This window comes from Clostridium sp. MF28 (genome assembly GCF_002969175.1).
GTDB lineage: Bacteria > Bacillota > Clostridia > Clostridiales > Clostridiaceae > Clostridium > Clostridium beijerinckii.
The window spans coordinates 4,082,792-4,107,554 of sequence record NZ_CP014331.1; the positions used below are offsets into that span (position 1 = coordinate 4,082,792).

Here is a 24,763-nt window from a genome sequence, read left to right on the forward strand (position 1 = left end):
AGACTATTAACATTATAAATAAAGGCATGTTTTGTGTATGGTGCAAATGTGAACTTAATTACAGTTTATTAGGTTTCATAAACTATGGCAATGCATGCCTTTTATCAGGAAATTATATGTGTATTATATGCACATATAGAGGATATTTTATATTTTAATTATTTTGATAGTCAGACATAAAAATATGCATGAACATATTTTATAAAATATTAAGAACTACTAGTAATTTTTTTTAAGATATTTAGGTTAGAATGAAATTATAATAGAATTCAGATATAAAATTTTTAGATTGGAGATGGAATGTTTGGAAAAAGGAACTATTCTAATTGTGGATGATGAAAAGGAAATAAGAGATTTAGTTGATATATATCTTAAGAGTGATGGATTTAATACTATAAATGCATGTGATGGTTTGGAAGCTATTAATTTAGTTAGAGATAATGATATAGATTTAATTATATTAGATGTTATGATGCCTAACTTAAATGGAATAGAGACTTGTTTAAAGATTAGAGAGATTAAAGAAATGCCTATAATAATGTTATCTGCGAAAAGTGAAGATATTGACAAGATATTAGGACTTAATATGGGAGCAGATGATTATTTAACGAAACCATTCAATCCATTAGAGTTAGTTGCAAGAGTCAAGTCACAACTTAGAAGATTTCATATGTTTGGTAAGAACGCAAATATGTTAGAAGTAGAAGAAGAAAATATAATACAAATAGAAGATCTTAAAATAAAGTTAGAAACACATGAAGTATTGTTAGGCGATAATATAGTGAAACTTACTCCAACAGAATTTGATATATTATCATTGTTAGCTCAAAGCCGAGGTAAAGTATTTTCAATAGAAAATATTTATGAGAGTGTTTGGAATCAGGAATTCATGACTTCTGATAACACTGTTATGGTTCATATAAGAAAAATAAGAGAGAAAATAGAAGAAAATCCAAGAAATCCTCGATTTATAAAGACTGTTTGGGGGGTAGGATATAAAGTTGAGAAATAAAGATGTTGGAAGGCATAGAACTTTTAGCAATGACATTCCAAATTCAAAATTACTACAGTATACTGAAAAATTAATACGAAGTATAAAAAAGAGAATTGAGAAGAATATAAGATTTGAACTTATGATGGTTATAGGAATATGCTTTTTAGTAGCATTTATCTTCTATAGTTTTTCTAATAATCTTTTTAAGAGAGAGCATACTGAGCCGCAGATAAAATATGATTATGATTCTATTGAGAGGTCTGCAAATGATTTGGCTAAACAAATAGAGTCTCAAGAAAATTTGAAATTAGAAGATAAAGATAAGATTAATGATATTTTAGAAAATGTATCTGATGGAGAGGAAAGTTATATAACAGATTTAGATGGAAAGGTGTTATATAAAACTAAAAATGTTGCAGAGGAAAATATAGATATTTATAGTGCACTAAAAAGTGCAATGACAAATGTAAATAGTGAAAAGATTGGTGAACCAAGAGAAAAAAGTTATATAATGCCTCTAAAGATAGGAACTGATAGGGTGTATTTAATCTATTCAAAGATTCCAGAAGCAAGGATAACATACAATACAATTAGCACGTCAAATTCATCTTTAGCACTAATTCTTACAGTTATAGTTTTTATAGTTTTATTTGTTGTAATAACTAATAATAAGATGAAATATTTAGATGAGATTGCAGTCGGTCTTAAGATAATAGCAAGTGGTAACTTGAATTATAGGATAGAAGAAAAGGGAACAGATGAAATTAAAAATATAGCTTATAATATAAATCAAATGGCTAAAGAAATTGGAGAGAAAATTAGTGCTGAGAGAGATGCAGAAAAAACAAAAGCAGATTTGATAACGAATGTTTCTCATGATTTAAGGACGCCACTGACATCTGTGATGGGATACATAGGGCTTGTTATTCAAAACAGGTATAAAGATGAAAAAGAAATGGAGGAATACTTAAACATAGCATTCAATAAAGCTGAAAGATTAAAGCTACTAATTGATGATTTATTCGAGTATACTAAGCTAAATAACAGCGGAATAACACTAACAAAGACTAAAGTTAATCTAGCAGAATTTCTATCACAATTAATAGAAGAATTGACACCGTTACTCGATGAAAATAAATTAACGATATATAAAAAATTCGAATCTGAAAAAATCTCAGTTTCTATAGATACATTAAAGATGCTTAGAGTTTTTGAGAATATAATAACAAATGCAATAAAATATTCGTATAAACCAGGAGAAATATTAATAGGATTATACGAGAAGGATGGTAAAGCCATTGTAGTTTTTAGAAATAAAGGAGACCATTTATCAAAAGAAAAAAGTGAAAAATTATTTGATAGATTTTATAGACTAGATGAATCTAGAAATACTAATACAGGAGGATCAGGTCTTGGGTTAGCTATTTCTAAGAATATAGTAGAATTGCATGACGGCAAAATATGGGCTGAATCAGTAGGAAATAATATAAGTTTTTATGTACAACTAAACCTATAATTAATTACTAAATTATAGGTACTTTTTCTGTTGTAAATTAATATTTATATTAGAGAAGTATTTTTATGTGGAGGAAATATGCAAAACAAAAATCCTAACAGTCGTTTTGGAGTAGACATAAATGAATATACAACAAGTGTTCAGTTTAACGTATTGGCAACAAAAGTAGATTTTTTGTACTTGAGAGCGTCAGGATCTGCAACAGGAAGGTTTAGGGTTGATAGAAAGTTTGTAGATTATGCGAAGAATAGTAGGAATTATGGAATCCCAGTTGGAGCATATCATTTTTCTATGCCATCTTATGATCTAACAGATGCGGATAGACAATGTGATGACTTTATAAATACACTGCAGCAGGGGTTCGGAAACAATGATTATGGGGATTTGTTTCCTGTAATAGATGTAGAGGCACCTTTGGATAAATCAATAAGTACAAGAACATTAATTGATTGGATTGATAGATTTAGAAAAAGATTTGAAAGAAAAACTAGAAGAAGGCTTATGATTTACACAGGAACAAATTTTATAGAGCTTTATGATAATTTTTATATTCCTGGACGTGGCTATCCACTAAAAAATATGCCACTATGGATTGCAATGTATACAAGCATCCCTATTAATCCTGAATTCCCTCCTAATGTTGGAGGCTGGACCAGATGGAGGATATGGCAATATAGTGAAAGCCAAACTGTACAAGGAATTGGGAATCCTGTTGATGCAAATTGGGGACCGGATAATGTAGATTTATTAAGGCAGCCTCGTGTTGTTACTGGATTAAAGGCAGCGTACCAGAATAGGAACATAAATGTTTCTTGGAATAGAAATCCTGATGTAGATTTATTGGGATATAACATTTTTGTAAATAGAGAATGGGTTGGAACTGTTGATGAAAATGCTACAAGTTACTTAATAACTAGTAATAAGGTAAATACTCAGAAAAATGCACCAGTAGAAGTATCAATTGAAGCTTTTGATTATGATGGAGAAACTTCAAAAACTCGTGCAAAAGTAAATCTATAATAAATAGTATCGTATTTCAGCTTATATGGGAATATAATCATATTTCTATTGATAGTTGGAATATGATATAATGAAAACATTGATGACAATTTGAAAAATATGTAAATTGCTATCGATAAATGTACTCAAAATAAATATTAAACATAGAAGATGTATGATATTTAATTCCTTGAAAGGAGAATAAGGGAGTGGAAAAACGCACCGGCAAAAGAGCAAACGCTTCTAAAAACAATTATAATAAAAAGAAGAAAATTATGCTCGCAATATTTACATTAATTATAGTAGGAGCTGCTGCACTAATTGCATACTCAATAGCTATAAAAGGTATAGTTAAGGAGTGGGATGATAAAATATATCCGGGAGTAACTGTACAAGAAGTAAATATTGGAGGAATGACTAAAGAAGAAGCTAAGAATAAGCTTACCGAAACATTTGTAACATCTATAGAAAATAAAAAGTTATCTATTAAAATAGAGGACAAACAATATGAACTTATTTACTCTGATATTAATCCTAAATATGATATAGATGCAACTGTTGAAGAGGCTTATAAACTTGGAAAAAAAGATGGGGTCTTAAGCAGATATATAAGCATAAAGAGTAATAATAGTAAGAGCAAGGAGGTTCCAATCAAATTTTCTTATAATGAAGAAAATTTGAAGGAATACGAGGAAAAACTTCAGATAGCTGTTAATCAACCTGCTAAAGATGCAGCAGTTAGCATACAAAAGAATAATATTGTGATTAAACCAGAGACAGAAGGAAAGACAGTTAATTTAGATACACTAGATCAGAAGTTGAAAGAAAATATAAATGGAGATATTAATTCTGATAATTCAGTATCAATTGATTTAGAAGTAACAAAACCTAAAATAACTCAAGAAGATCTATCCAAGATAAAAGGAGTAATGGGTACTTTTTCATCAAATTATTCCACATCGCCGGAAGGAAGATGTAATAACATAGAAATAGCTACTTCAGCAATAAACGGAACAATAGTTATGCCAGGAGAAATATTTAGTTTTAATGACGTTGTAGGACCTAGAACAGCTGAAAGAGGTTATAAGGAAGCTGGAACATATGTTGGAAATAAAATAGAGCCCGGAATTGGTGGTGGAATATGTCAAGTATCGACCACTATTTATAGAGCTGCTATGAAAGCAAACCTAAGGTCTATTGAAAGAACAAATCATTCCATGGCTGTTGGTTATGCACAACCTGGGCTTGATGCCACTGTTTCATATGGATATTTAGATTATAAGTTTAAAAACACATATGATTTTCCTATATATATTCAAGGAAATACGTCAGGTAAAGTAGTGACTTACAGTATATATGGAGATCCTAGTGCTTTAAATGGAAGAACATATGATATGGCAAGTGAAATTCTTGAAACAATACCACCAGAAACAAAAGTGGTAGATGATAGCAGTTTACCAGTAGGACAAGAAGTAACAGAGGGAGCTGGAATGACTGGTTATAGAGCAAGAGCATATCAGATAACTTATGAAAATGGTTCTGAAGTGAATAGAGAAGTAGTATCAACAGATACTTATGCAAGTGTAGGGATAGTAGTCAAAAAAGGAACTCAACCTGTAGATGCGACTCAACAGCCAGAAACAACAGCAGAGCCACCAGTAGCTCAGCCAACAGCAGAACCACCTGTAGCTCAACCAACACAATAGATAAAAATTTAATATTTATAAAAAACTCAAAGCATATTTTCTTTAGGAATTATTAAGATTAATTAAAGAAAATATGCTTAAGTTTTATTAAGGTTAAAACAACTTTAATATATTTAATAATTTACTGATTAGAATACACAATAATATACCTTTTATAGTGAAAGACTTTTCTATGGTTAAGCAATTATTATTTTTGACTTGTTATGAACCATATAGTATAATTTTAAATTAAAGTGAAATAATTTTTGTACAAAATAGGAGAAGGTGACGTTTTGAATTTAAATATAGTATTATATGAACCTGAGATACCTCAGAATACTGGAAATATTGCAAGAACTTGCGTTTTAACAGGCAGCAAGTTGCATTTAATAAAACCTCTTGGGTTCGAAATAAATGAAAAGCAAGTGAGAAGAGCAGGTTTAGATTATTGGAAAGATTTAGATCTAGAAATACATGATAACTATGAAGAATTCTTGAAAAAATATGGTGATAAAACAATATATTTATCCACTACACATGGAGAAACGCATTTTGATGAAATTTCCTTCAAAGAAGGGGATTTTATAATGTTTGGAAGAGAATCTAGTGGAGTTCCTGAAGAGGTGCATAATAGGCATATTGGATTTAGGGTTCCAATGATAAAATCAAGTACTAGAAGTTTAAATTTATCTAATACAGTAGCTATAGTGGCTTATGAAGCTTTAAGGCAGATAGGATTTCCTAATATGAAATAATTGAAGAGGAATGAAGATATATGGAAAAGATAAAAATTATAACAGATAGCACTGCTGATCTGCCAAAAGATATATATGAGAAATACGATATAGAAGTTTTGCCATTATTGATAAACTTTGGTGAAGAAAGTTATCTAGATGGTGTTGAGATAAATACGGATGAAGTTTTTGAAAGAATTAGAAATGAAAATATACTTCCAACTACAGCTCAAGTTACTCCGAATAGATTTGTTGAAATATATAAGAAGTACTTAGCGGAAGGATGTAAAATTATATCAATTCATATGTCTTCTATGATGAGTGGAACATACCAATCGGCATGTATTGCTAAGGAAATGCTAGAAAGCCAAGATATAATAGTTGTTGATTCTCAGAATGTAACAGCCGCTTTAGGAATACTTGTATTAAAAGCTGTTAAGCTCAGAGAAAATGGTTATAACATTTCAGAAGTTGAAGAAAAATTAAATAGCATTAGAAATAAAGTTAAGCTTTCAGTTTACTTTGATTCTTTAGAATACCTCGTGAGAGGCGGAAGAATTTCAAAAACTGCTGGCATGGTTGGTGGAATGCTTGGAATAAAATTAATACTTGAAATAAAAGATGGTATAATGTCAGTTAAAGATAAAATTAGAGGAAATAAAAAGGCGATTAAGAAAATTATTAGTGATTTAGAAAACGCGACGTTAGATGATGAAGTACCTGTAATATTGATTGACGTAAATAATATTGAAGTAAAGGAAGCACTTAGAACATATATGAAGGACAATGGTGTTAACTTTATTGAATGTCCAGTTGGATCAACTGTATGTATACATTCTGGACCTGGCTGCTGTGGATTAGTTTTTTTAAATAAATAAATTTAATTAATAAATAAAAAACATGCTTTTAGCTACAATTTATATTTAAACATAGTTGATATAAGTAGTATATAAGCATGTTTTTATATTTATTTTACCAGACCTAATTTTCATAGTTACATATAGTGGACTTGCAATATTTACAGAATAGGAGGTATACTAATAGAAAGAGAGATTACTTCAATAAATTTAATGAATACGTTTAATTAAAAATAATTTATATAAATTATAAGGAGGAAACTTATGAATTTGGATTATAACATGAAGATGACCCAGGAACAGAGATTAGTACTCACTCAAAATATGCAACAATCCATAAAGCTTTTACAAATGTCTCTTCATGATTTGAGAGAATATATTGACAATGAATATTCGGAAAATCCAGTGTTAGAGGTTAATGAGGAAATAAGCTCATATGATGATGAACAGATAAACAGAGACGTTAATATAGAAGACAAATACGATCATAAAAAATTAGTTGAAGAATTATATTCTGATAATTACAAGGATAGATCAGAAACAAATTATTCTAATGAAGAAGTTTCGCCATTAAATTTCATTGAGAAAAAAGTATCACTAAAAGAATATTTACAAGAGCAGTTGATTGAAGCCGACATAGATCAATATATGTTAGATATATGTAATTATATTGTTGAATCATTGGATTATAGAGGGTATTTGGAAATATCAACAGGAGAACTTGCAGAAGAATTGAATATACCTGAAGAGATAGTTAATAAGGCATTAGATGTGGTACAGGCGTTGGAACCATATGGAATAGGTGCTAGGAATATCAAGGAATGTCTGCTTATCCAGAGTCTAAAATTAAATATTTTAGATGATGTAATAGAAAAGATAATTTTAAATCATTTAGAAAATATTGCGGAAAATAAATATGAAACTGTGGCAAAGGACCTTAATATAAATCCAAGAGAAGCTCAAAGATATGGTGATTTAATAAAAAAGCTGGAACCTAAACCATCAAGAGGATTTTATACAGGAGAAGAGGTTAATTATATAATTCCTGATGCTGAAATAAAGAATGTTGATGGTGAATTTTTCATTTTGATGAATGAAAGTGTTTTGCCAAGACTTATGATAAATAAAACATATAGAGATGTTTTAAGAAATAATCAAGATTCGGAAACAAACACTTACGTTAAGGAAAAAATTAATCAAGCACTTTTCTTAATTAAGTCAATAGAGCAAAGGAAAAATACATTATATAAGGTGTTAGAATGTGTTGTTGAAAAGCAAAATGATTTCTTTAAGTTTGGAAGACAGTATATAAAACCTTTGACATTAAAAGAAGTTGCAGAAATAATCAATCTTCATGAATCTACTGTAAGTAGAGCAATTAAAGATAAATATGTTTTAACAAGTTATGGAACAGTTAAAATAAAAGATTTATTCGCAAGTGGGTTATCCTCAAATAATAATGAAGATATGGCAACTTCAAAAATAAAAAATGAAATAAAGAAAATAATAGAAGAAGAGAATAAAAGTAAGCCTTTGTCAGATCAACTAATAAGTTCTATGTTAGTAGAAAAAAATATGAATATATCTAGAAGAACTGTCGCAAAATATAGAGAGGAATTAGGTATTAAATCATCTTCTGCAAGGAAGAGATTATAAAAATTCCATAAAATAATTACTTTAAAATTTTAATGTTAAAAATTCAATTGTCAATATTCAATTACGTTTTAAGAATATGTTAACTTTGAGTATAGTAATATATAAAGTTCATGATTACTTTTTCTGTAATTAATATTGACAGTTGATAAAATGGTTCTTGAATTCAAAAATACTATTTCACATAGCTATTATTAAGCGTAATAATATTAAATATGAAACGCTGTATAAAACTAGAAAAAAGTTTGCTAATAATTTATTTTGTTAGGGTTTTTTTGTTTTTTTTGAAATATTATAAAAAAAGTTTTCCTAAAGACTTTAAAATTTCAAAAAGGTGTTTTATAATAATAGATGTGGGACGTAATGAAATGATATGGGACACGTAGTGACCAAAGGAGTGTTTGAGTTGCAGGAAATATTAGAATTACAAAAGAAGATAGTTCCTGAGCTTGTAAATACATTGGAGAAAAGGTATAACGTACTCAGAACAATCTTTCATAATCAACCTATAGGACGAAGAGTACTCGCTGATATGTTAAATGTTGGTGAAAGAACAGTTAGAACAGAAATAGGTTTTTTAAAAGAACAAGGTTTAATTGAGATAAATACTTCTGGAATGACAGTTACAAGTGAAGGCGTAGAGATTATACACAAACTAAATGATTTCATTCATGAAATAAAAGGTCTTTCAGAAGTTGAAAAGAAAATACAATCTTCTCTTAACTTAAAAAAAGTAATCATAGTCCCAGGAGATGTAGAAGAAAATCCTTTAGTTTTAAAGGATTTAGGAAAAGCATGTGCTAATTATGTTAAAGATGTGCTAAAAGATAATTCTATTATAGCATTAACAGGCGGGAGCACTTTAAAAGAAGTTGTAGAAGCTTTTCCAAGAGTAACAAATTTATCTCAGATACAAGTAGTACCAGCTAGAGGTGGAATGGGGAAAAAGGTTGAAACCCAGGCCAATACGTTAGCAGCCACTTTGGCAAAAAAATTAAATGGTACTTATAAGATGCTTCACATCTCAGAAAATTTGAGTCTAGATATAATAGGCACCTTGCTTAAAGAAGAGGCGGTAAAAGTTGTTATAGATACTATACATAAGGCAGATGTACTAATTTATGGTATAGGTAACGCGGTGCAAATGGCTCGAAAAAGAGGTGTACCACAGCAAGAAATTGATAATTTGATTAATAATGGAGCTGTTGGAGAAGCATTTGGATGTTATTTTAATAAAGATTCGAAAATAATCTCAGAAACTACCGCAATTGGAATTAAAATTAATGAAGCAAGAAAAATAAAAACACATATTGCAGTAGCAGGTGGGAAAAATAAAGTAGAGTCAATTATTGCAACTGAATATAACGACAATGATGGTGTTTTAGTTACAGATGAGGCAGCAGCCAAAGGAATATTAAGTAAACTAAATAGTTAAATTCAGTTATTGAATTAGTTTGTAAAATTTATTTTTATAAAAAAGAAAAGCATTATTAGGAGGTAATTGTAATGGTAAACGTAGCAATTAATGGTTTTGGAAGAATAGGAAGATTAGCTTTAAGATTAATGATTAACAACCCTGAATTTAATGTGGTTGCAATCAACGACTTAACAGATGCTAAAATGTTAGCTCATTTATTTAAATATGATTCAGCTCAAGGAAGATTCGATGGAGAAATCGAAGTTAAAGAAGGAGCTTTCGTAGTTAATGGAAAAGAAATTAAGGTTACTGCTGATGCTAAGCCTGAAAACTTACCATGGGGAGAATTAAACGTAGATATCGTTTTAGAATGTACTGGATTCTTTGCATCAAAGAAATCAGCTTCAGCTCATATCGCAGCTGGTGCTAAGAAAGTTGTTATTTCAGCTCCTGCAGGAAATGATCTACCAACAGTAGTTTACAATGTAAACCACGACATCTTAAAGGCAGAAGATACAGTTATTTCAGGTGCTTCATGTACTACTAACTGTTTAGCTCCAATGGCTAAAGTATTAAGTGATGATTTTGGATTAACAAAAGGTTTCATGACTACAATTCACTCATACACTAACGATCAAAATACTTTAGATGCTCCACACAGAAAAGGTGATTTAAGAAGAGCTAGAGCTGCTGCAGCTTCTATCATTCCTAACTCAACTGGTGCTGCTAAAGCAATCGGATTAGTTATTCCAGAATTAGCTGGAAAATTAGATGGTGGTGCTCAAAGAGTTCCAACAATCACTGGTTCATTAACTGAATTAGTTTGTACTTTATCTAAGAAAGTTACTGTAGATGAAGTTAACGCTGCTATGAAAGCTGCTGCAACTGAATCTTTCGGATACACTGAAGATGAAATAGTTTCTTGCGATATAATCGGAAGCAGCTTCGGTTCATTATTCGATGGTACTCAAACTAAAGTTATGGAAGTTAATGGAGAACAATTAGTTAAAGTAGCTGCTTGGTACGATAACGAAATGTCATACACTAACCAATTAATCAGAACTTTAGGATACTTCGCTAACTTAAAGTAATTTGAATTATATCTTAGAACATAAAGAGCGCAAATTTATGTTAAAGTAAATAAGTCTGGTTTTGTAGTATAAGGCTATAAAGCCAGACTATTTTAAAATGAAGGAATAATCAATAAAATAAATATCAGAGGTGAAAATAAATGAATTTCAATAAGAAAACAATTGAAGATATTGAAGTGAGTGGAAAAAAAGTACTAGTAAGATGTGACTTTAACGTACCACTTAAAGATGGAGTTATAACTGATGAAAATAGATTGGTAGGAGCTCTTCCAACTATTAAATATTTAGTAGAAAAAGGTGCAAAGGTTATTCTTTGTTCACATTTAGGAAAAGATGCTTCAAAATCATTAGCACCAGTAGCTACAAGATTAAGCGAAATGCTAGGGAAAGAAGTTGTTTTTGCTAGGGATGAAGAAGTTGTTGGCGAAAACGCTAAAAAAGCAGTTTCAGAAATGAAAGATGGAGACATCGTTTTATTAGAAAACACAAGATGCAGAAAAGAAGAAACTAAGAACATTCCAGAATTCTCTAAAGAATTAGCTTCATTAGCTGATGTATTTGTTAATGACGCATTTGGAACAGCTCATAGAGCTCACTGTTCAACTGTTGGTGTAACTGATTACTTAGATACAGCTGTATGTGGATACTTAATCCAAAAAGAATTAAAATTCTTAGGAAATGCAGTTGAAAGTCCAGTAAGACCATTCGTTGCTATCTTAGGTGGAGCTAAAGTTTCTGATAAAATCGCTGTTATAAACAATCTTTTAGATAAAGTTAACACAATTATTATCGGTGGAGGAATGGCTTATACATTCTTAAAAGCTCAAGGATATGAAATCGGAACTTCATTAGTTGAAGAAGATAGACTTGAATATGCTAAAGAAATGGTTGCTAAGGCTGCTGAAAAAGGAGTTAAATTCTTATTACCAGTAGATCACAGAGTTGCTGCAGAATTTAAAGATGTAGAAGCTACAATTACTGAAGATCAAAATATTCCAGTAGGAAACATGGGATTGGATATTGGACCAAAGACAGAAACTTTATATGCTGATGCAATTAAAGATGCTAAGACTGTAATTTGGAATGGACCAATGGGTGTATTTGAATTCGAAAACTATAATAAAGGAACAATTGCAGTGCTAAGGCTATGGCTGATGCAGATGCTACTACTATAATTGGTGGTGGAGATTCAGCTGCTGCTGTTAATATTTTAGGATTTGGAGATAAGATGACTCACATTTCAACAGGTGGTGGAGCATCATTAGAATTCTTAGAAGGTAAAGTATTACCAGGAATCGCTGCATTAAACGACTAATTTTAAATAATTGGTTTTGAATAAATAATATTTTCAAAAGAAGTTTATAAGTTTAGTTAGATTATATAGTGAAACTTGATAGGTAGTGATTGCCCCCTAATGAATTTAAGTTGAACTTATCCACAAGAGTGTAAACATATCTCTTATATTTAAGTAATAGATTTTTGAAGATGCTAGATGGTTAAGTAAGATATTTGAATAGTTAGGGAATATATATTCAAAAAAAGTAATAAGCTATTTTTTTAGGAAGCAAATTCGACGGGATTTGGTGGGTCCAAGGCCAAGGAGCCATTCTTAAATATTTAGTTTGTAATTTTTGTAGATATATAATAAGCTTAAGGAAATTTGATCACTTTCCTTAAGCTTATATAGATTCATAATATAATTAAGACAATTTATAAGTTTCATTAATAAAAAAATTATGAGGTGAGTGGAATGAGAAAAGCAATTATCGCAGGAAACTGGAAAATGAATAAAACTATTGATGAAGCAGTTAAAATGGTAGAAGAATTAAAGCCATTAGTTAAAGATGCTACATGTGATGTAGTTGTATGTCCTACATTTGTATGTTTAGATGCTGTTAAAAAGGCTGTAGCTGGTTCAAATATAAAGGTTGCTGCACAAAACATGCATTTTGAAGAAAGTGGAGCTTTCACAGGAGAAGTTGCTCCAGGAATGCTTGAAGCTATGGGAATAGATTATGTTGTTTTAGGTCATAGTGAAAGAAGAGAATACTTCAATGAAACTGATGAAGCATTAAACAAAAAAGTTAAGAAAGCTTTCGAACATAATATTACTCCAATACTTTGTTGTGGAGAATCTTTAGAACAAAGAGAAAACGGAACTACTAATAAAGTTATTGAAGCTCAAATAAAAGCTGATATAGCTGGATTAACTAATGAACAAGTAGAAAAACTTGTTATTGCTTACGAACCAATCTGGGCAATTGGAACAGGAAAAACTGCTACTGATGAACAAGCAAATGAAACAATCAAAGCTATAAGAGCTATGGTTGCTGAAATGTATGGATCAGAATCAGCTGAAAAAACAAGAATTCAATACGGTGGATCAGTTAAACCAAATACAATAAAAGCACAAATGGAAATGTCTGATATAGACGGAGCATTAGTTGGTGGAGCTAGCTTAGTTCCAGCTGATTTCGCTGCAATAGTTAATTATTAGTATTAAATTTTTTAAGCTGTCTTAGAATGACGAAAATCGCACTAAGACAGCTTTTTTTAAGTAAATAATAATTTGATATTAAAGTAATTCATAAAACATTTATATTATAATAACATAAATTTACTTTAAATCTTTATAAAGTTGCATTAAGTGTAAAAAAATAATATAATTTAAGATATTAATAGTATGTAAAACATAATAAATGATAATATTTAATATTATCTATTTATAACAAATAAATTTATTTAGTTAACTTACAGATATTAATTTAATAAAGAAATCTAAGAATTTTATAGTATATTTTGTGAAAATATTTGGAGGGATAGGAAATGTCAAAAAAACCTGTTATGTTAATGATATTAGATGGTTTTGGGATTGCACCAAAATCAGAAGGAAATGCTGTAACTTTAGCGAAAAAGCCAAATTTAGATAAACTATTCGAAAAATACCCAACTTCACAATTACAAGCTAGTGGCTTAGCTGTTGGATTACCAGAAGGTCAAATGGGTAATTCAGAAGTTGGTCACTTAAATATCGGATCTGGTAGAATAGTATACCAAGAATTAACAAGAATTACAAAAGCAATAGCAGATGGAGATTTTTTTGAGAACGAATCATTAAAATTAGCTATGACTAATGCTAAAAAGACAGGATCGTCTTTACATTTAATGGGCTTATTATCAGATGGTGGAGTTCATTCACATATAGAACATTTAAGAGGTCTTTTAGAATTTGCTAAAAAAGAAGAAGTTCAAAATGTTTATGTTCATGCATTTATGGATGGAAGAGATGTTCCACCTTCATCAGGACAAGAATTCATTGAAAAAACTGAAAAGATGATGGCCGAAGTAGGGGTAGGTAAGATTGCAACTGTAAGTGGTAGATACTATGCAATGGATAGAGATAATAGATGGGAAAGAGTTGAGCTTGCATATAATGCTTTAGTTTTAGGAAAAGGTGAAACTGCAAGTAGTGCAACTGAAGCTATAGAAAAATCATATCATGATAATAAAACTGATGAATTTGTATTACCAACAGTTGTAACTGAAAATGGTAATCCAACTGCAAATATTAAAAATGGAGATTCAGTTATATTCTTTAACTTTAGACCAGATAGAGCAAGAGAAATAACTAGAGCTATTAATGATAAAGAATTTGCAGGATTCAAGAGAGAAACTCTAGATCTTACTTTTGTAACAATGACTCAATATGATAAGACTCTAGAAAGAGTAAATGTTGCATATACTCCTCAAACTTTAAGTAATACTCTTGGAGAATATGTAAGTAATAAGGGCTTAAATCAATTAAGAATAGCAGAAACTGAGAAATATGCTCACGTTACTTTCTTCTTTAACGGTGGAGTAGAGAAAGAAAATCCAGGTGAAGACAGAAAAGTTATACCTTCACCAAAGGTTGCAACTTATGATTTAAAACCAGAAATGAGTGCATATGAAGTAACAGATGAATTACTAGATAGATTAGATAGCGATAAGTATGATATGGTAATTCTAAACTTTGCTAATCCAGATATGGTAGGTCACACAGGAGTTGTTGAGGCTGCAGTTAAAGCAATCGAAGCAGTTGACGAATGTGTAGGAAAGATTGCAGATAAAATTTTAGAAAAGAATGGATGCTTATTTATCACTGCGGATCATGGTAATGCTGAAACTATGATAGATTTTTCAACAGGAACCCCATATACAGCGCATACTACACATGAAGTGCCATTTGTTTGGGTTGCAAATGATACTGAAGGTAAGAAATTAAGCAACGGAAAACTTGCTGATATTGCTCCAACAATGTTAGTTCAATTAGGACTTGAAGTTCCTACAGAAATGACTGGAGAAAATCTAATAGTAAATAAGTAATTTTAATTAATAAAAAAGCTGCTTGAAATAATTTTAAAATTGTTTCAGGCAGTTTTTTATTTTAGAAAAAATATAATTTTTTGAAATTTCTTTATTAAAATTTGAGTTGTCATTAAAAAAACAATGTTGTATACACTAAATTATAAGCTTCATGAATTAAAACTTATGATATATATTGCAAAAATAATTCTTTATGATAATTCTGAAAATATTGCAAGAATTTTATCAGTAAGTGTGAATTTAAAAATATATATGACTAAATATAAATCTACTTAGATAAGGTAAGAAAGACAAGATTTTAAAGAAGGATTTAATCAGAATTGCATAAAGTAAGCATAAAATTAATATATTAGTAAAAAAGATTTAGGATTGATAATATGAAAAAGAATTTTGCATATTCTGCTGATTTTGATGAGTATACAGAAAAATTATTTAGAGAGGCTAAGTATCTAGGTGAGGGAAACAATGGTGTGGTTTATGAGTTGCCAAATAAAAAAGCTATCAAAATATTTCTGAGGAAAAAGGTATGTAATGATGAAGGCAGTATTCTTGCTAAAACTAATGGATCAAAATACTTTCCCTATATGTATAAGCGAGGAAAATTCTATGTGATAAGGGACTTGGTGGATGGAATAAGGCTTGATAAGCATATTAAGGAAAATGGATTAAGTGAAAGATTAGTTAGAAACATATATGAACTATTATTAGAGTTCAAGAGACTTAAATTTAAGAAATTAGATATAAGATGTAAAGATGTTTATGTCTCAGAGGATGAAAAACTTATGATAATAGATCCTAAAAAGGCGTATACTAGAAAGGTTGATTATCCAAGACACTTAATGAAAGGATTATGCAAAGTTGGTGTATTGGATGAATTTTTTGAATGTATAAAAAAAATAGACGCAAAGAAAGCTGCATCATGGGAATTAAAATTTAGAAGATATTGTGGGGCAAAAAATTTATCGATATTAGATGATGATTAAATATATAAAGATATAGGAGAAGATAACTCAAAATGAATATTTAATGTAATGAGTTTTAAGTAAAGCAATTATAAACTTTATGACATTAGTATCATTTTGAGTAAATCTCTAATGGAATTTATATAAAATATTATATCGGATAATATGTTAAGAAGAATTATATAAATTAAACAAATAAGTTATGTTATGTAAGTTTGATTTTTGATCTAATTAGATCATATAAGTCAGTTTTATATTTACATAAAAAATAATATGAATATTCCTAAATTATTTTACCAATAATATTATGGTAAATGAAATAAAAAGCTTTTTATTTAGTAAATTATGTATTATAATTATATTGATAAGAATTCTCAATACAATTATAAAAATGAGGAGGTAATATTAAATGAAAGATTATTTAGAAATTGTAGATGTAGTTGCAAGACAAATTTTAGACTCAAGATGTTTCCCAACAGTAGAGGTAGAAATATATTTAGAAGATGGAACAATTGGAAGAGCAGCAGTTCCATCAGGAGCTTCAACAGGAATGTATGAAGCAGTAGAATTAAGAGATGGTGATAAAGATAAATTTTTAGGAAAAGGTGTTTTAAATGCAATTAGAAATGTAAATGAAATTATTGCAGAAGAATTAATTGGATGCAATGTGTTTGAACAAACTTACATTGATAAAATGCTAATTGAATTAGATGGAACAAACAATAAGAGTAAGCTTGGTGCTAATGCTATATTAGGAGTTTCATTAGCTGTTGCAAATGCAGCTGCAAATTCATTAGATATGCCTTTATATAGATATATTGGTGGAGTTAATTCAAAAGTATTGCCAGTCCCTATGATGAACATATTAAATGGTGGATCACATGCTGATAACTCTGTAGATTTACAAGAATTTATGATAATGCCAGCAGGAGCACCTACATTTAGTGAAGCGTTAAGAATGTGTGCTGAAGTTTATCACACATTAAAGAAAATTTTAAATGATAAAGGTTATTCAACAGGTATTGGTGATGAAGGTGGATTTGCACCAAACTTAAAATCAAATCAAGAAGCTCTTGATGTAATAATTGAAGCAATAGGAAAAGCTGGATATAAGGCTGGAGAAGAAATCTTTATAGCAATTGATGCTGCTTCATCAGAATATTATAAAGATGGTAAATACGTATTAGAACATGAAGGAAGAACATTAACATCAGCAGAGATGGTTGATTTCTTTGAAGATTGGGTTAATAAATATCCAATTATCTCAATTGAAGATGGTATGGCAGAAGAAGATTGGGAAGGTTGGAAGCTTATAACTGAAAGATTAGGAAAGAAAGTTCAATTAGTTGGTGATGATTTATTTGTTACTAATACAGAAAGACTTGAAAAAGGTATTGATCTTGGTGTAGCTAATTCAATTCTTATTAAGCTAAATCAAATAGGTACATTAACAGAGACATTAAATGCTATAGAAATGGCAAATAGAGCTGGATATACAGCAGTTGTTTCTCATAGATCAGGAGAAACAGAAGATACAACTATAGCTGACTTAGTTGTAGCTGTAAATGCAGGTCAAATAAAGACTGGAGCACCAGCTAGATCAGAAAGAGTTGCTAAGTATAATCAATTGTTAAGAATTGAAGAAGAGTTAAATGATGTTGCTGAGTACAGAGGCAGAAAAGCTTTCTTTAATATAAAATAAATTATTATTAAAGATAATTTTTAAGTAAGAAGTAATTTTGCTTAAGAATAAATCATAATAAAGTTTATTAGGAAAAGTTATAGGAATATAGTTCTTATAACTTTTTTCTAAATTCTAAATAATTTGATCTTAATGTAATTTTTATTACATAAGTTGTAATAAGTAAATAAATGTGATATTATTAAACGTATGTTATTGATCATTATAGGAGGTGTTACCTATGCAAAATATATTATTAATTTTTGAAGGAATATTAGGCTTAGCTACTATTATAACTGTTTATATGCAACCTAGTAAAGCTGATGCGTTAAGTGGTTTAATACAAGGAAGCACAAAAGATACATTCTTTGCAAAAAATAAATCGAGAACTAAAGAAGTAATTCTTGTGAGATTAACAGTTATTTTTATGGCGTTGTTTGCAATTAATACAGTTTTATTAAATTTAATAAAATAATAACTATAAGCTACTTTACTTAGGTAGCTTTTTTTTATTTTTAAATTTTAGGATGTCCATATAATCATAGAAACTTATTATCATCATAAAATAATAAATTTAGTCAAATGGTTAATAAAGTGGTATATAAAACGTATTGACTAATTGCAACTATATGGAATATAATTAAATAAAAATAAATCGTAGTAATTTAATAGGAATAATATGAATAAATATTAATATAATTATAAAAGATTAATGCTATGAAGGGAACAAGTAAGTTAGTGGAAGTTTTTAGAGAGGAATTCTCAAAAGGCTGTGAGGAATTCTAAATTGAACCTAGTTGAATGCATCCTGGAGCACTAAGTTGAAGTTAAAAGTAGGCTTAGCAGGTGTGCCTGATATAGCACATAAAGATGTTGTTGAATAAAAATGTATTTAAGCATTAATAATAACAATCAGAGTGGAACCGCGGAAATTTTCTGCCTCTGTTTTTTGCAGAGGTAGTTTATTTTTTTAGGAGAAATTTATATGCCAAATTTCTGGGGAAATATATGATTTGTAAATAATTATATATAGATAATTTGTATATATCAAATTGTGGAGGGGATTATATGGATATTAATAGTAAAGAAATTATGGAAAATAAAAAACTAGAGGAAATACTAAAGATGGTTGAAAAAATAAGATTTGGATCAATAACGTTAATAATACAGGATGGAGTAGTAATACAGGTGGACAAGAACGAAAAAATAAGAATGAGATAGTATTTTAGTTAGCATCTAGAGAAGTATGATTATATATTATGAGTATAAAGATTAATGAGAGCTTTAAGCATAATAAACTCAAAAAAGAGATTGACAAATTTGAGTTTAGGGAATATATTATATAAAAACACAGCAATCTTATATGAATAAGAGGATATGGAAAAGAATAATATTTAAGTAAGTCTGACTGGAAAGCTAGAGGACATACTTCTAATTAATAGAAGTATGTCCTCTTTTCTTTTTTAAGAAAAATGTTATTTTAAATAATTTAAGGAGGAAAGTCGTAATTATGGGAACAATTAATTTAAAAGAATCTTCAGTGACTATAAGGGAGACAAGGTTAGGTTCAATTACTGGCTTTAATGGATCAGCCAAGGAACTTGTCACATGTGCTCATGCGGGAAAATTGAAAGATAGTTCAAGAAAATTTTCTCAATGTATGGGATGTAACGCAGGTCATGCTTTTTGTCAATTATCTATGATAAGAGATGCAGTTGTTGTTAATCATGCACCTATAGGATGCGCAGGTGATTTCTTTGGATTTAATTTTACTTATAGAGTCGAACAGATGAAAAGAGAGCTTCCGGCTACAATAGGAAGATATTTTAGTACATGCATTGAAGAAAAAGATACTGTTTTCGGTGCAGCTAAGAAATTAGAGGATACCGTAAGAGAAGCATATAAAAGAACCAAACCTAATGCAATCTTTGTTACAACTTCTTGTGCATCTGGGATCATAGGTGAGGATGTAGATGCGATAACTGAAAATTTGTCAAAAGAGCTAGGTATACCAGTTATATCATGTTCTTGTGAAGGGTTTAGATCTAAAATATGGACAACAGGCTTTGATGCTGCTTATCACTCAATTTTAAGAAAGTTAGTAAAGCCGCCTAGAAAGAAAACAAATAAAATCAATGTAGCTAATTTCTGGGGAAGTCATATTTTTGATGAATTTTTAAATAGATTGGGTTATGAAGCACAATATATTGTACCATTTTCAACGGTTGCAGAACTTGAGTATATTTCAGAGGCAGTAGCAACAATCCATATATGCCCATCCCTTAGTACTTATTTAGGGGCAGCTTTAGAACAAGAATATGGAGTCAAAGAAATAAAGTCTCCACCAGCCTATGGTATAGAAGGAACAGATATATGGATGAGAGAGATTGGTAGAGTATTAGGCAAAGAGGAAGAAATTGAAGAAATTATAAAAGAAGAGCATGAAAGGGTACTATCTAAACTTGAAGAATATAGAGACAAACTAAAAGGAAAGACAGCATATGTAACAGCGGGAGCGGCTCATGGACATGCAATAATAGCAATGCTTAGAGAGCTTGGGTTAAATGTTCAAGGGGCAGCAATATTTCATCATGATCCTCTATATGACAATAAAGATAAAACTTCGGATGCTTTAGCTCAAACAGTCAATATTTATGGTGATATCAAGCACTACAATGTTTGTAATAAACAAGCCTATGAATTGGTTAATATATTAAACAGAGTAAAACCAGATCTTATGATTGCAAGACATGGTGGAATGACTATGTGGGGGGCAAAGCTTGGAATACCAACTTTATTAATTGGGGATGAGCAATTTGGTTTTGGATATCAGGGAGTTTTAAATTATGCTTCAAGAATAGTTGAAACCCTTGATAATAGAGAATTTGTAAGTAATTTAGCCAAGCATAGTACTATGCCTTATACAAAATGGTGGCTAGATCAAGATCCATTTACTTTCTTAGGAGGTAATAGTAGTGTCGAAAATTATTGAACAACCTAGATTTTCCTGTGCTTTAGGAGCACAGCAAACAGTAATAGCCATAAAACGAGGAGTTCCTATACTACATTCTGGACCAGGATGCAGTAATAAAATCAGTTCTTTAATAGGACAAGGTGAAGGCTATGCTGGAGGAAATACAATTCCGTGTACTAATGCTACAGAAGCTGATGTAGTGTTTGGTGGGGAACGAAAACTTAAGAATGTTATTGATGGAGCTTTCCAAGTAATAGATGCTGATTTGTATGTGGTACTTACTGGATGCACATCAGATATTGTTGGAGATGATGTAGGAAGTATTACGTCAAAATATCAAGAAGGAGATAAACCTATTGTATATGTAGAGACAGGTGGATTTAAAAGCAATAATTACGTAAGTCATAGTGAAGTTGTCAATGCAATAATAGATCAATATGTAGATAAATTCAAAAATAGCAATGGAGTAAAAAAGGGGCTCGTAAATGTATTTGCAACAGTACCTTACCAAGATCCATATTGGAGTGGAAATTTAGAAGAAATAAAAAGAGTTCTTGAAGGTATTGGTTTAGAAGTAAATATACTTTTTGGAAATGAATCTAATGGCATTGAAGAATGGAAGACAATACCTAATGCAGAGTTTAATATAGTTGCAAGTTCATGGGTAGGATTAAATATTGCAGAACATCTAAAAAATAAATATAAAACACCATATGTACATTTTCCATACTTGCCAATAGGAGCAATTGCTACATCAAGATTTTTAAGACAAATTGGTGAATTTGGGCATTTAGATAAAAATAAAGTTGAGAATTTTATAAAGAAAGAGGAAGAAAAATTTTATTTTCATATAGAAAAAACTGCGGACTTTATGCTTGAGTTTAGATATGGATTACCTAGAAAATTCTACAGTATTTTGGATTCATCATATTCCTTAGGTTTTTCTAAATTTTTATTAAATGAACTGGGTATACTTCCTGGAAAGCAATTTATTATTGATGATACACCAGAACAATATAAAGAATTTATAATAAAAGAATTTAAGAATATATCTGAGTATAGATCAGCAGAAGTTGAATTTAATGTAGATGCTGGCGCAGTTCAATTGGAAATAGAAAAGGAAAAAGAAAAAGATTTTCAAGAAGGCAGGGCTTTAATACTTGGAAGTGGCTGGGATAGAGATTTAGCGGCAAAATTAAATGCAGATTTGCTTATCGCTAGTGTGCCAGTAACGTATAGACTTGTATTAAATTGTGGTTATGCTGGATACAATGGTGGGCTTAGAGCAATTGAGGATATATATGATAGAGTGCTAAACACCTATAGATAAGTATGAAAATATATAAGAGTTTAAATATGTATCTAGATAAGAATTTATCTATAAAAATATATAAATATTTATAGATAAATAGCGGATTTGAGATGGATTTAAGCCAACCAAATATAAAAGATGAAAGGGATTATATGGATTTATAGAGGTTTTAAATATGAGCGTTTTTATAAGAATTATTAATGCAAATTAACATCAATAATTGATAAATTTGGAGGGAGAAAGATGAGTAATTACAAGTTCGATACTATTAAAGTTAGAGGAGGATACAATCCAAAGGAACATAATGATGCTGTATCAGTACCGATATATGCAACAGCATCTTTTGAAGTAGGTGAAGCAGAAAGATTTGATAGGTTAGCGAGTCTTTCAGAAGAAGGTTTTATTTATAGCAGACTTGGAAATCCAACAGTTAGTGTCTTGGAAAATAGAATAGCTTCTTTGGATGGTGGCATAGCAGCGGTAGGCGTTGCATCAGGAATGGCAGCTATAACTTATGCATTACTTGCAGTAGCAGAAGGGGGAGGAAGAATTTTAACAACACATCAATTGTATGGTGGAACCGTAGATGCTTTAAAAAAACTTTATCCTAAGTTCGGAATCCAAATTGACAGGATTGAAGATGACAATGATATTGAGGAATTTAGAAAATCTATAAAAGAAGACACAAAAGCAATCTTTATAGAAACTATAAGCAACCCTAATGCAGCATTATATGATATAGAAGCAATCGCTAAGATAGCACATGAAAATAATATTCCACTAATTGTTGATAATACATTCGCAACACCATATCTATTTAATCCTATTAAATATGGAGCAGATATAGTAATATACTCAGCAACAAAAGCCCTAAGCGGCCATGGAAACGTGATTGCAGGAGTAATAGTTGATAGTGGTAAATTCAATTGGGCAAATGGAAGGTATCCTCAGTTTTCTGAACCGTACTTTACTCTAAAAGATTTAGAGGGAAATGAAAGAAGTTATATAGATGTATTTAAAGAAAGTGCATTTGCTGGAAAAATCAGATTAGATTATCTAACATATTTTGGAGCAGTTTTAAGTCCTTTTGATGCTTATTTGATATTAATAGGTTTAGAAACACTATCTGAAAGGGTCCAGAAGCAAATTAATAATACAAGAAAAATAATAGATTATCTTAAAAATGAAGAATCTGTTGCCTGGATAAATTATCCTGAAATCGAGGGAAGCCCATATAAATTTTTAGCAAATAAATATTTTGCTAAAGGAGTAGGATCAACCTTTACTTTTGGTTTTAAAGGAAATACAGAACAAATTTATAAATTAATAAATTCAGTAAAACTATTTAGTTATCAGGCAAATGTTGGAGATGCAAGATCTTTAATAGTTAATGTACCTAAAACAACCCATGGAGAATTAACAGAAGAACAATTAAAATTAGCAAAAATTCCTCAAGAAACTATTAGGCTTTCAATTGGCCTTGAGGATTCTGAAGATTTAATTAATGATTTAAGACAAGCATTTAAGGAGGCTTTAAGCTAATTATAGGGAAAGTTTAAAAATACTTTAGGTATATTAAAATAGAGAAATGACCAATTAAAAAAATTCATATTTTTATATGCCGATAAGTTTTAATAATTTATAAAAAAGGAGAATATAGCAATGGCAGAAAAAACTTTAAGACAAGTGGCAATTTACGGTAAGGGGGGAATAGGAAAATCAACAACTACTCAAAATTTAACAGCAGGGCTTGCAGAGCTTGGGAAAAATGTAATGGTAGTTGGTTGCGATCCTAAAGCAGATTCAACAAGATTATTATTGGGGGGACTAGCTCAAAGAACTGTTTTAGATACTTTGAGAGAAGAAGGAGAAGATATAGAGCTTGAAGCCATTATGAAGACAGGCTTTAAAGGTATAAAATGCGTTGAATCTGGAGGCCCAGAGCCTGGAGTTGGATGCGCAGGAAGAGGAATTATAACCTCTATTGGAATGCTTGAAAGGTTAGGAGCCTACACTGAAGATTTAGATTATGTATTTTACGACGTTCTTGGGGATGTTGTATGTGGAGGTTTTGCAATGCCTATAAGAGAAGGTAAAGCAAAAGAAATATATATAGTTGCAAGCGGTGAAATGATGGCATTATATGCTGCAAATAACATCTCCAAAGGAATTCAAAAGTATGCGCTAAAAGGTGGAGTTAGACTTGGAGGAATAATATGTAATAGCAGAAATGTTGATAGAGAGCTTGACCTGTTAAAAGCTTTTGCAAAGGAACTTGGAACACAATTAATTCATTTTGTACCAAGAAATAATGTTGTTCAGAGAGCTGAAATAAGAAAAAAGACTGTCATAGAGTTTAACCCAGAAGATAAACAGGCTGATGAGTACAGAGAATTAGCTAGAAAGATAGAAGAAAATGATTTATTTGTAATTCCAAAACCAATGACTCAAGACAGACTCGAAGAAATTTTAATAGAATATGGATTAATGGATTTAGATGAGGATTATATAATTTAGTTTAAA

19 protein-coding genes, 1 pseudogene and 1 other annotated feature are annotated in these 24,763 nt (G+C 30.2%); all 20 genes and pseudogenes read left to right on the forward strand.

Features of this window, described 5'->3' with window-relative positions; all coding sequences use genetic code 11:
- Positions 1-295: 295 nt before the first annotated feature.
- Positions 296-1,012: a response regulator transcription factor gene (locus AXY43_RS18010; RefSeq protein ID WP_031275617.1), complete on the forward strand. Its 717-nt coding sequence runs from the start codon at positions 296-298 to the stop codon at positions 1,010-1,012.
- Positions 1,002-2,510, forward strand: a complete 1,509-nt coding sequence (locus AXY43_RS18015) for a sensor histidine kinase (RefSeq protein ID WP_017212503.1) — start codon at positions 1,002-1,004, stop codon at positions 2,508-2,510. The genes AXY43_RS18010 and AXY43_RS18015 overlap by 11 nt, the downstream gene beginning before the upstream one ends.
- Before the next feature lie 78 nt (positions 2,511-2,588).
- Positions 2,589-3,530 carry a glycoside hydrolase family 25 protein gene (locus AXY43_RS18020; RefSeq protein ID WP_011967939.1) on the forward strand — a complete coding sequence of 314 codons (942 nt, stop codon included), beginning with the start codon at positions 2,589-2,591 and terminating at the stop codon, positions 3,528-3,530.
- Between the two features lie 188 nt (positions 3,531-3,718).
- Positions 3,719-5,215, forward strand: coding sequence for a VanW family protein (locus AXY43_RS18025; RefSeq protein WP_039770289.1), 1,497 nt, complete (start codon positions 3,719-3,721; stop codon positions 5,213-5,215).
- Positions 5,216-5,487: 272 nt separating this feature from the next.
- Entirely contained in the window at positions 5,488-5,949 is a 462-nt protein-coding gene (locus AXY43_RS18030) for a tRNA (cytidine(34)-2'-O)-methyltransferase (protein WP_023973661.1), read from the forward strand.
- Positions 5,950-5,969: 20 nt separating this feature from the next.
- Positions 5,970-6,806 (forward strand): DegV family protein, encoded by an 837-nt coding sequence (locus tag AXY43_RS18035; protein ID WP_023973660.1) that lies wholly within the window; start codon positions 5,970-5,972, stop codon positions 6,804-6,806.
- Positions 6,807-7,049: 243 nt separating this feature from the next.
- A complete protein-coding gene (rpoN, locus tag AXY43_RS18040; protein ID WP_023973659.1) occupies positions 7,050-8,441 on the forward strand; it encodes an RNA polymerase factor sigma-54 in 1,392 nt (463 codons plus the stop codon).
- Between the two features lie 370 nt (positions 8,442-8,811).
- Positions 8,812-9,873, forward strand: coding sequence for a sugar-binding transcriptional regulator (locus AXY43_RS18045; RefSeq protein WP_031275614.1), 1,062 nt, complete (start codon positions 8,812-8,814; stop codon positions 9,871-9,873).
- Positions 9,874-9,944: 71 nt separating this feature from the next.
- The gene (gene gap / locus AXY43_RS18050) at positions 9,945-10,946 is read left to right on the forward strand and encodes a type I glyceraldehyde-3-phosphate dehydrogenase (RefSeq protein ID WP_011967945.1); all 1,002 of its coding nucleotides are present in this window, start codon (positions 9,945-9,947) and stop codon (positions 10,944-10,946) included.
- 140 nt (positions 10,947-11,086) lie between these two features.
- Positions 11,087-12,261, forward strand: a pseudogene (locus tag AXY43_RS18055) (phosphoglycerate kinase).
- A gap of 435 nt (positions 12,262-12,696) precedes the next feature.
- Entirely contained in the window at positions 12,697-13,443 is a 747-nt protein-coding gene (tpiA, locus tag AXY43_RS18060; RefSeq protein ID WP_011967947.1) for a triose-phosphate isomerase, read from the forward strand.
- A 329-nt stretch (positions 13,444-13,772) separates the two neighbouring features.
- Positions 13,773-15,311 (forward strand): 2,3-bisphosphoglycerate-independent phosphoglycerate mutase, encoded by a 1,539-nt coding sequence (gene gpmI / locus AXY43_RS18065; RefSeq protein ID WP_039773257.1) that lies wholly within the window; start codon positions 13,773-13,775, stop codon positions 15,309-15,311.
- Between the two features lie 377 nt (positions 15,312-15,688).
- Entirely contained in the window at positions 15,689-16,294 is a 606-nt protein-coding gene (locus AXY43_RS18070) for a protein kinase (protein ID WP_023973656.1), read from the forward strand.
- Between the two features lie 388 nt (positions 16,295-16,682).
- The gene (gene eno, locus AXY43_RS18075; protein WP_011967950.1) at positions 16,683-17,975 is read left to right on the forward strand and encodes a phosphopyruvate hydratase; all 1,293 of its coding nucleotides are present in this window, start codon (positions 16,683-16,685) and stop codon (positions 17,973-17,975) included.
- A 220-nt stretch (positions 17,976-18,195) separates the two neighbouring features.
- A complete protein-coding gene (gene secG / locus AXY43_RS18080; protein WP_017212495.1) occupies positions 18,196-18,429 on the forward strand; it encodes a preprotein translocase subunit SecG in 234 nt (77 codons plus the stop codon).
- 233 nt (positions 18,430-18,662) lie between these two features.
- Positions 18,663-18,901, forward strand: a binding site (T-box leader).
- A gap of 121 nt (positions 18,902-19,022) precedes the next feature.
- A complete protein-coding gene (locus AXY43_RS18085; protein ID WP_023973655.1) occupies positions 19,023-19,175 on the forward strand; it encodes a YezD family protein in 153 nt (50 codons plus the stop codon).
- Between the two features lie 289 nt (positions 19,176-19,464).
- Complete coding sequence (locus tag AXY43_RS18090) at positions 19,465-20,946, forward strand: nitrogenase component 1 (protein WP_105411910.1); 1,482 nt, start codon at positions 19,465-19,467, stop codon at positions 20,944-20,946.
- Positions 20,930-22,258, forward strand: a complete 1,329-nt coding sequence (locus tag AXY43_RS18095; RefSeq protein WP_105411911.1) for a nitrogenase component 1 — start codon at positions 20,930-20,932, stop codon at positions 22,256-22,258. Before AXY43_RS18090 ends, AXY43_RS18095 begins: the two co-directional genes overlap by 17 nt.
- A gap of 225 nt (positions 22,259-22,483) precedes the next feature.
- Positions 22,484-23,782: an O-acetylhomoserine aminocarboxypropyltransferase/cysteine synthase family protein gene (locus tag AXY43_RS18100; RefSeq protein WP_105411912.1), complete on the forward strand. Its 1,299-nt coding sequence runs from the start codon at positions 22,484-22,486 to the stop codon at positions 23,780-23,782.
- Positions 23,783-23,902: 120 nt separating this feature from the next.
- A complete protein-coding gene (gene nifH, locus AXY43_RS18105) occupies positions 23,903-24,757 on the forward strand; it encodes a nitrogenase iron protein (protein WP_011967971.1) in 855 nt (284 codons plus the stop codon).
- Positions 24,758-24,763: the final 6 nt, after the last annotated feature.

Excerpts from the sequence above, each read along its gene's own strand:
- AXY43_RS18045 (WP_031275614.1), top strand. The coding sequence starts at position 8,812 with ATGGGACACGTAGTGACCAAAGGAGTGTTTGAGTTGCAGGAAATATTA.
- eno (WP_011967950.1), top strand. The coding sequence starts at position 16,683 with ATGAAAGATTATTTAGAAATTGTAGATGTAGTTGCAAGACAAATTTTA.
- nifH (WP_011967971.1), top strand. The coding sequence starts at position 23,903 with ATGGCAGAAAAAACTTTAAGACAAGTGGCAATTTACGGTAAGGGGGGA.
- rpoN (WP_023973659.1), top strand. The coding sequence starts at position 7,050 with ATGAATTTGGATTATAACATGAAGATGACCCAGGAACAGAGATTAGTA.
- AXY43_RS18070 (WP_023973656.1), top strand. The coding sequence starts at position 15,689 with ATGAAAAAGAATTTTGCATATTCTGCTGATTTTGATGAGTATACAGAA.
- AXY43_RS18100 (WP_105411912.1), top strand. The coding sequence starts at position 22,484 with ATGAGTAATTACAAGTTCGATACTATTAAAGTTAGAGGAGGATACAAT.
- AXY43_RS18090 (WP_105411910.1), top strand. The coding sequence starts at position 19,465 with ATGGGAACAATTAATTTAAAAGAATCTTCAGTGACTATAAGGGAGACA.
- AXY43_RS18020 (WP_011967939.1), top strand. The coding sequence starts at position 2,589 with ATGCAAAACAAAAATCCTAACAGTCGTTTTGGAGTAGACATAAATGAA.
- gap (WP_011967945.1), top strand. The coding sequence starts at position 9,945 with ATGGTAAACGTAGCAATTAATGGTTTTGGAAGAATAGGAAGATTAGCT.
- tpiA (WP_011967947.1), top strand. The coding sequence starts at position 12,697 with ATGAGAAAAGCAATTATCGCAGGAAACTGGAAAATGAATAAAACTATT.
- AXY43_RS18010 (WP_031275617.1), top strand. The coding sequence starts at position 296 with ATGGAATGTTTGGAAAAAGGAACTATTCTAATTGTGGATGATGAAAAG.
- AXY43_RS18035 (WP_023973660.1), top strand. The coding sequence starts at position 5,970 with ATGGAAAAGATAAAAATTATAACAGATAGCACTGCTGATCTGCCAAAA.
- secG (WP_017212495.1), top strand. The coding sequence starts at position 18,196 with ATGCAAAATATATTATTAATTTTTGAAGGAATATTAGGCTTAGCTACT.
- AXY43_RS18085 (WP_023973655.1), top strand. The coding sequence starts at position 19,023 with ATGGATATTAATAGTAAAGAAATTATGGAAAATAAAAAACTAGAGGAA.
- gpmI (WP_039773257.1), top strand. The coding sequence starts at position 13,773 with ATGTCAAAAAAACCTGTTATGTTAATGATATTAGATGGTTTTGGGATT.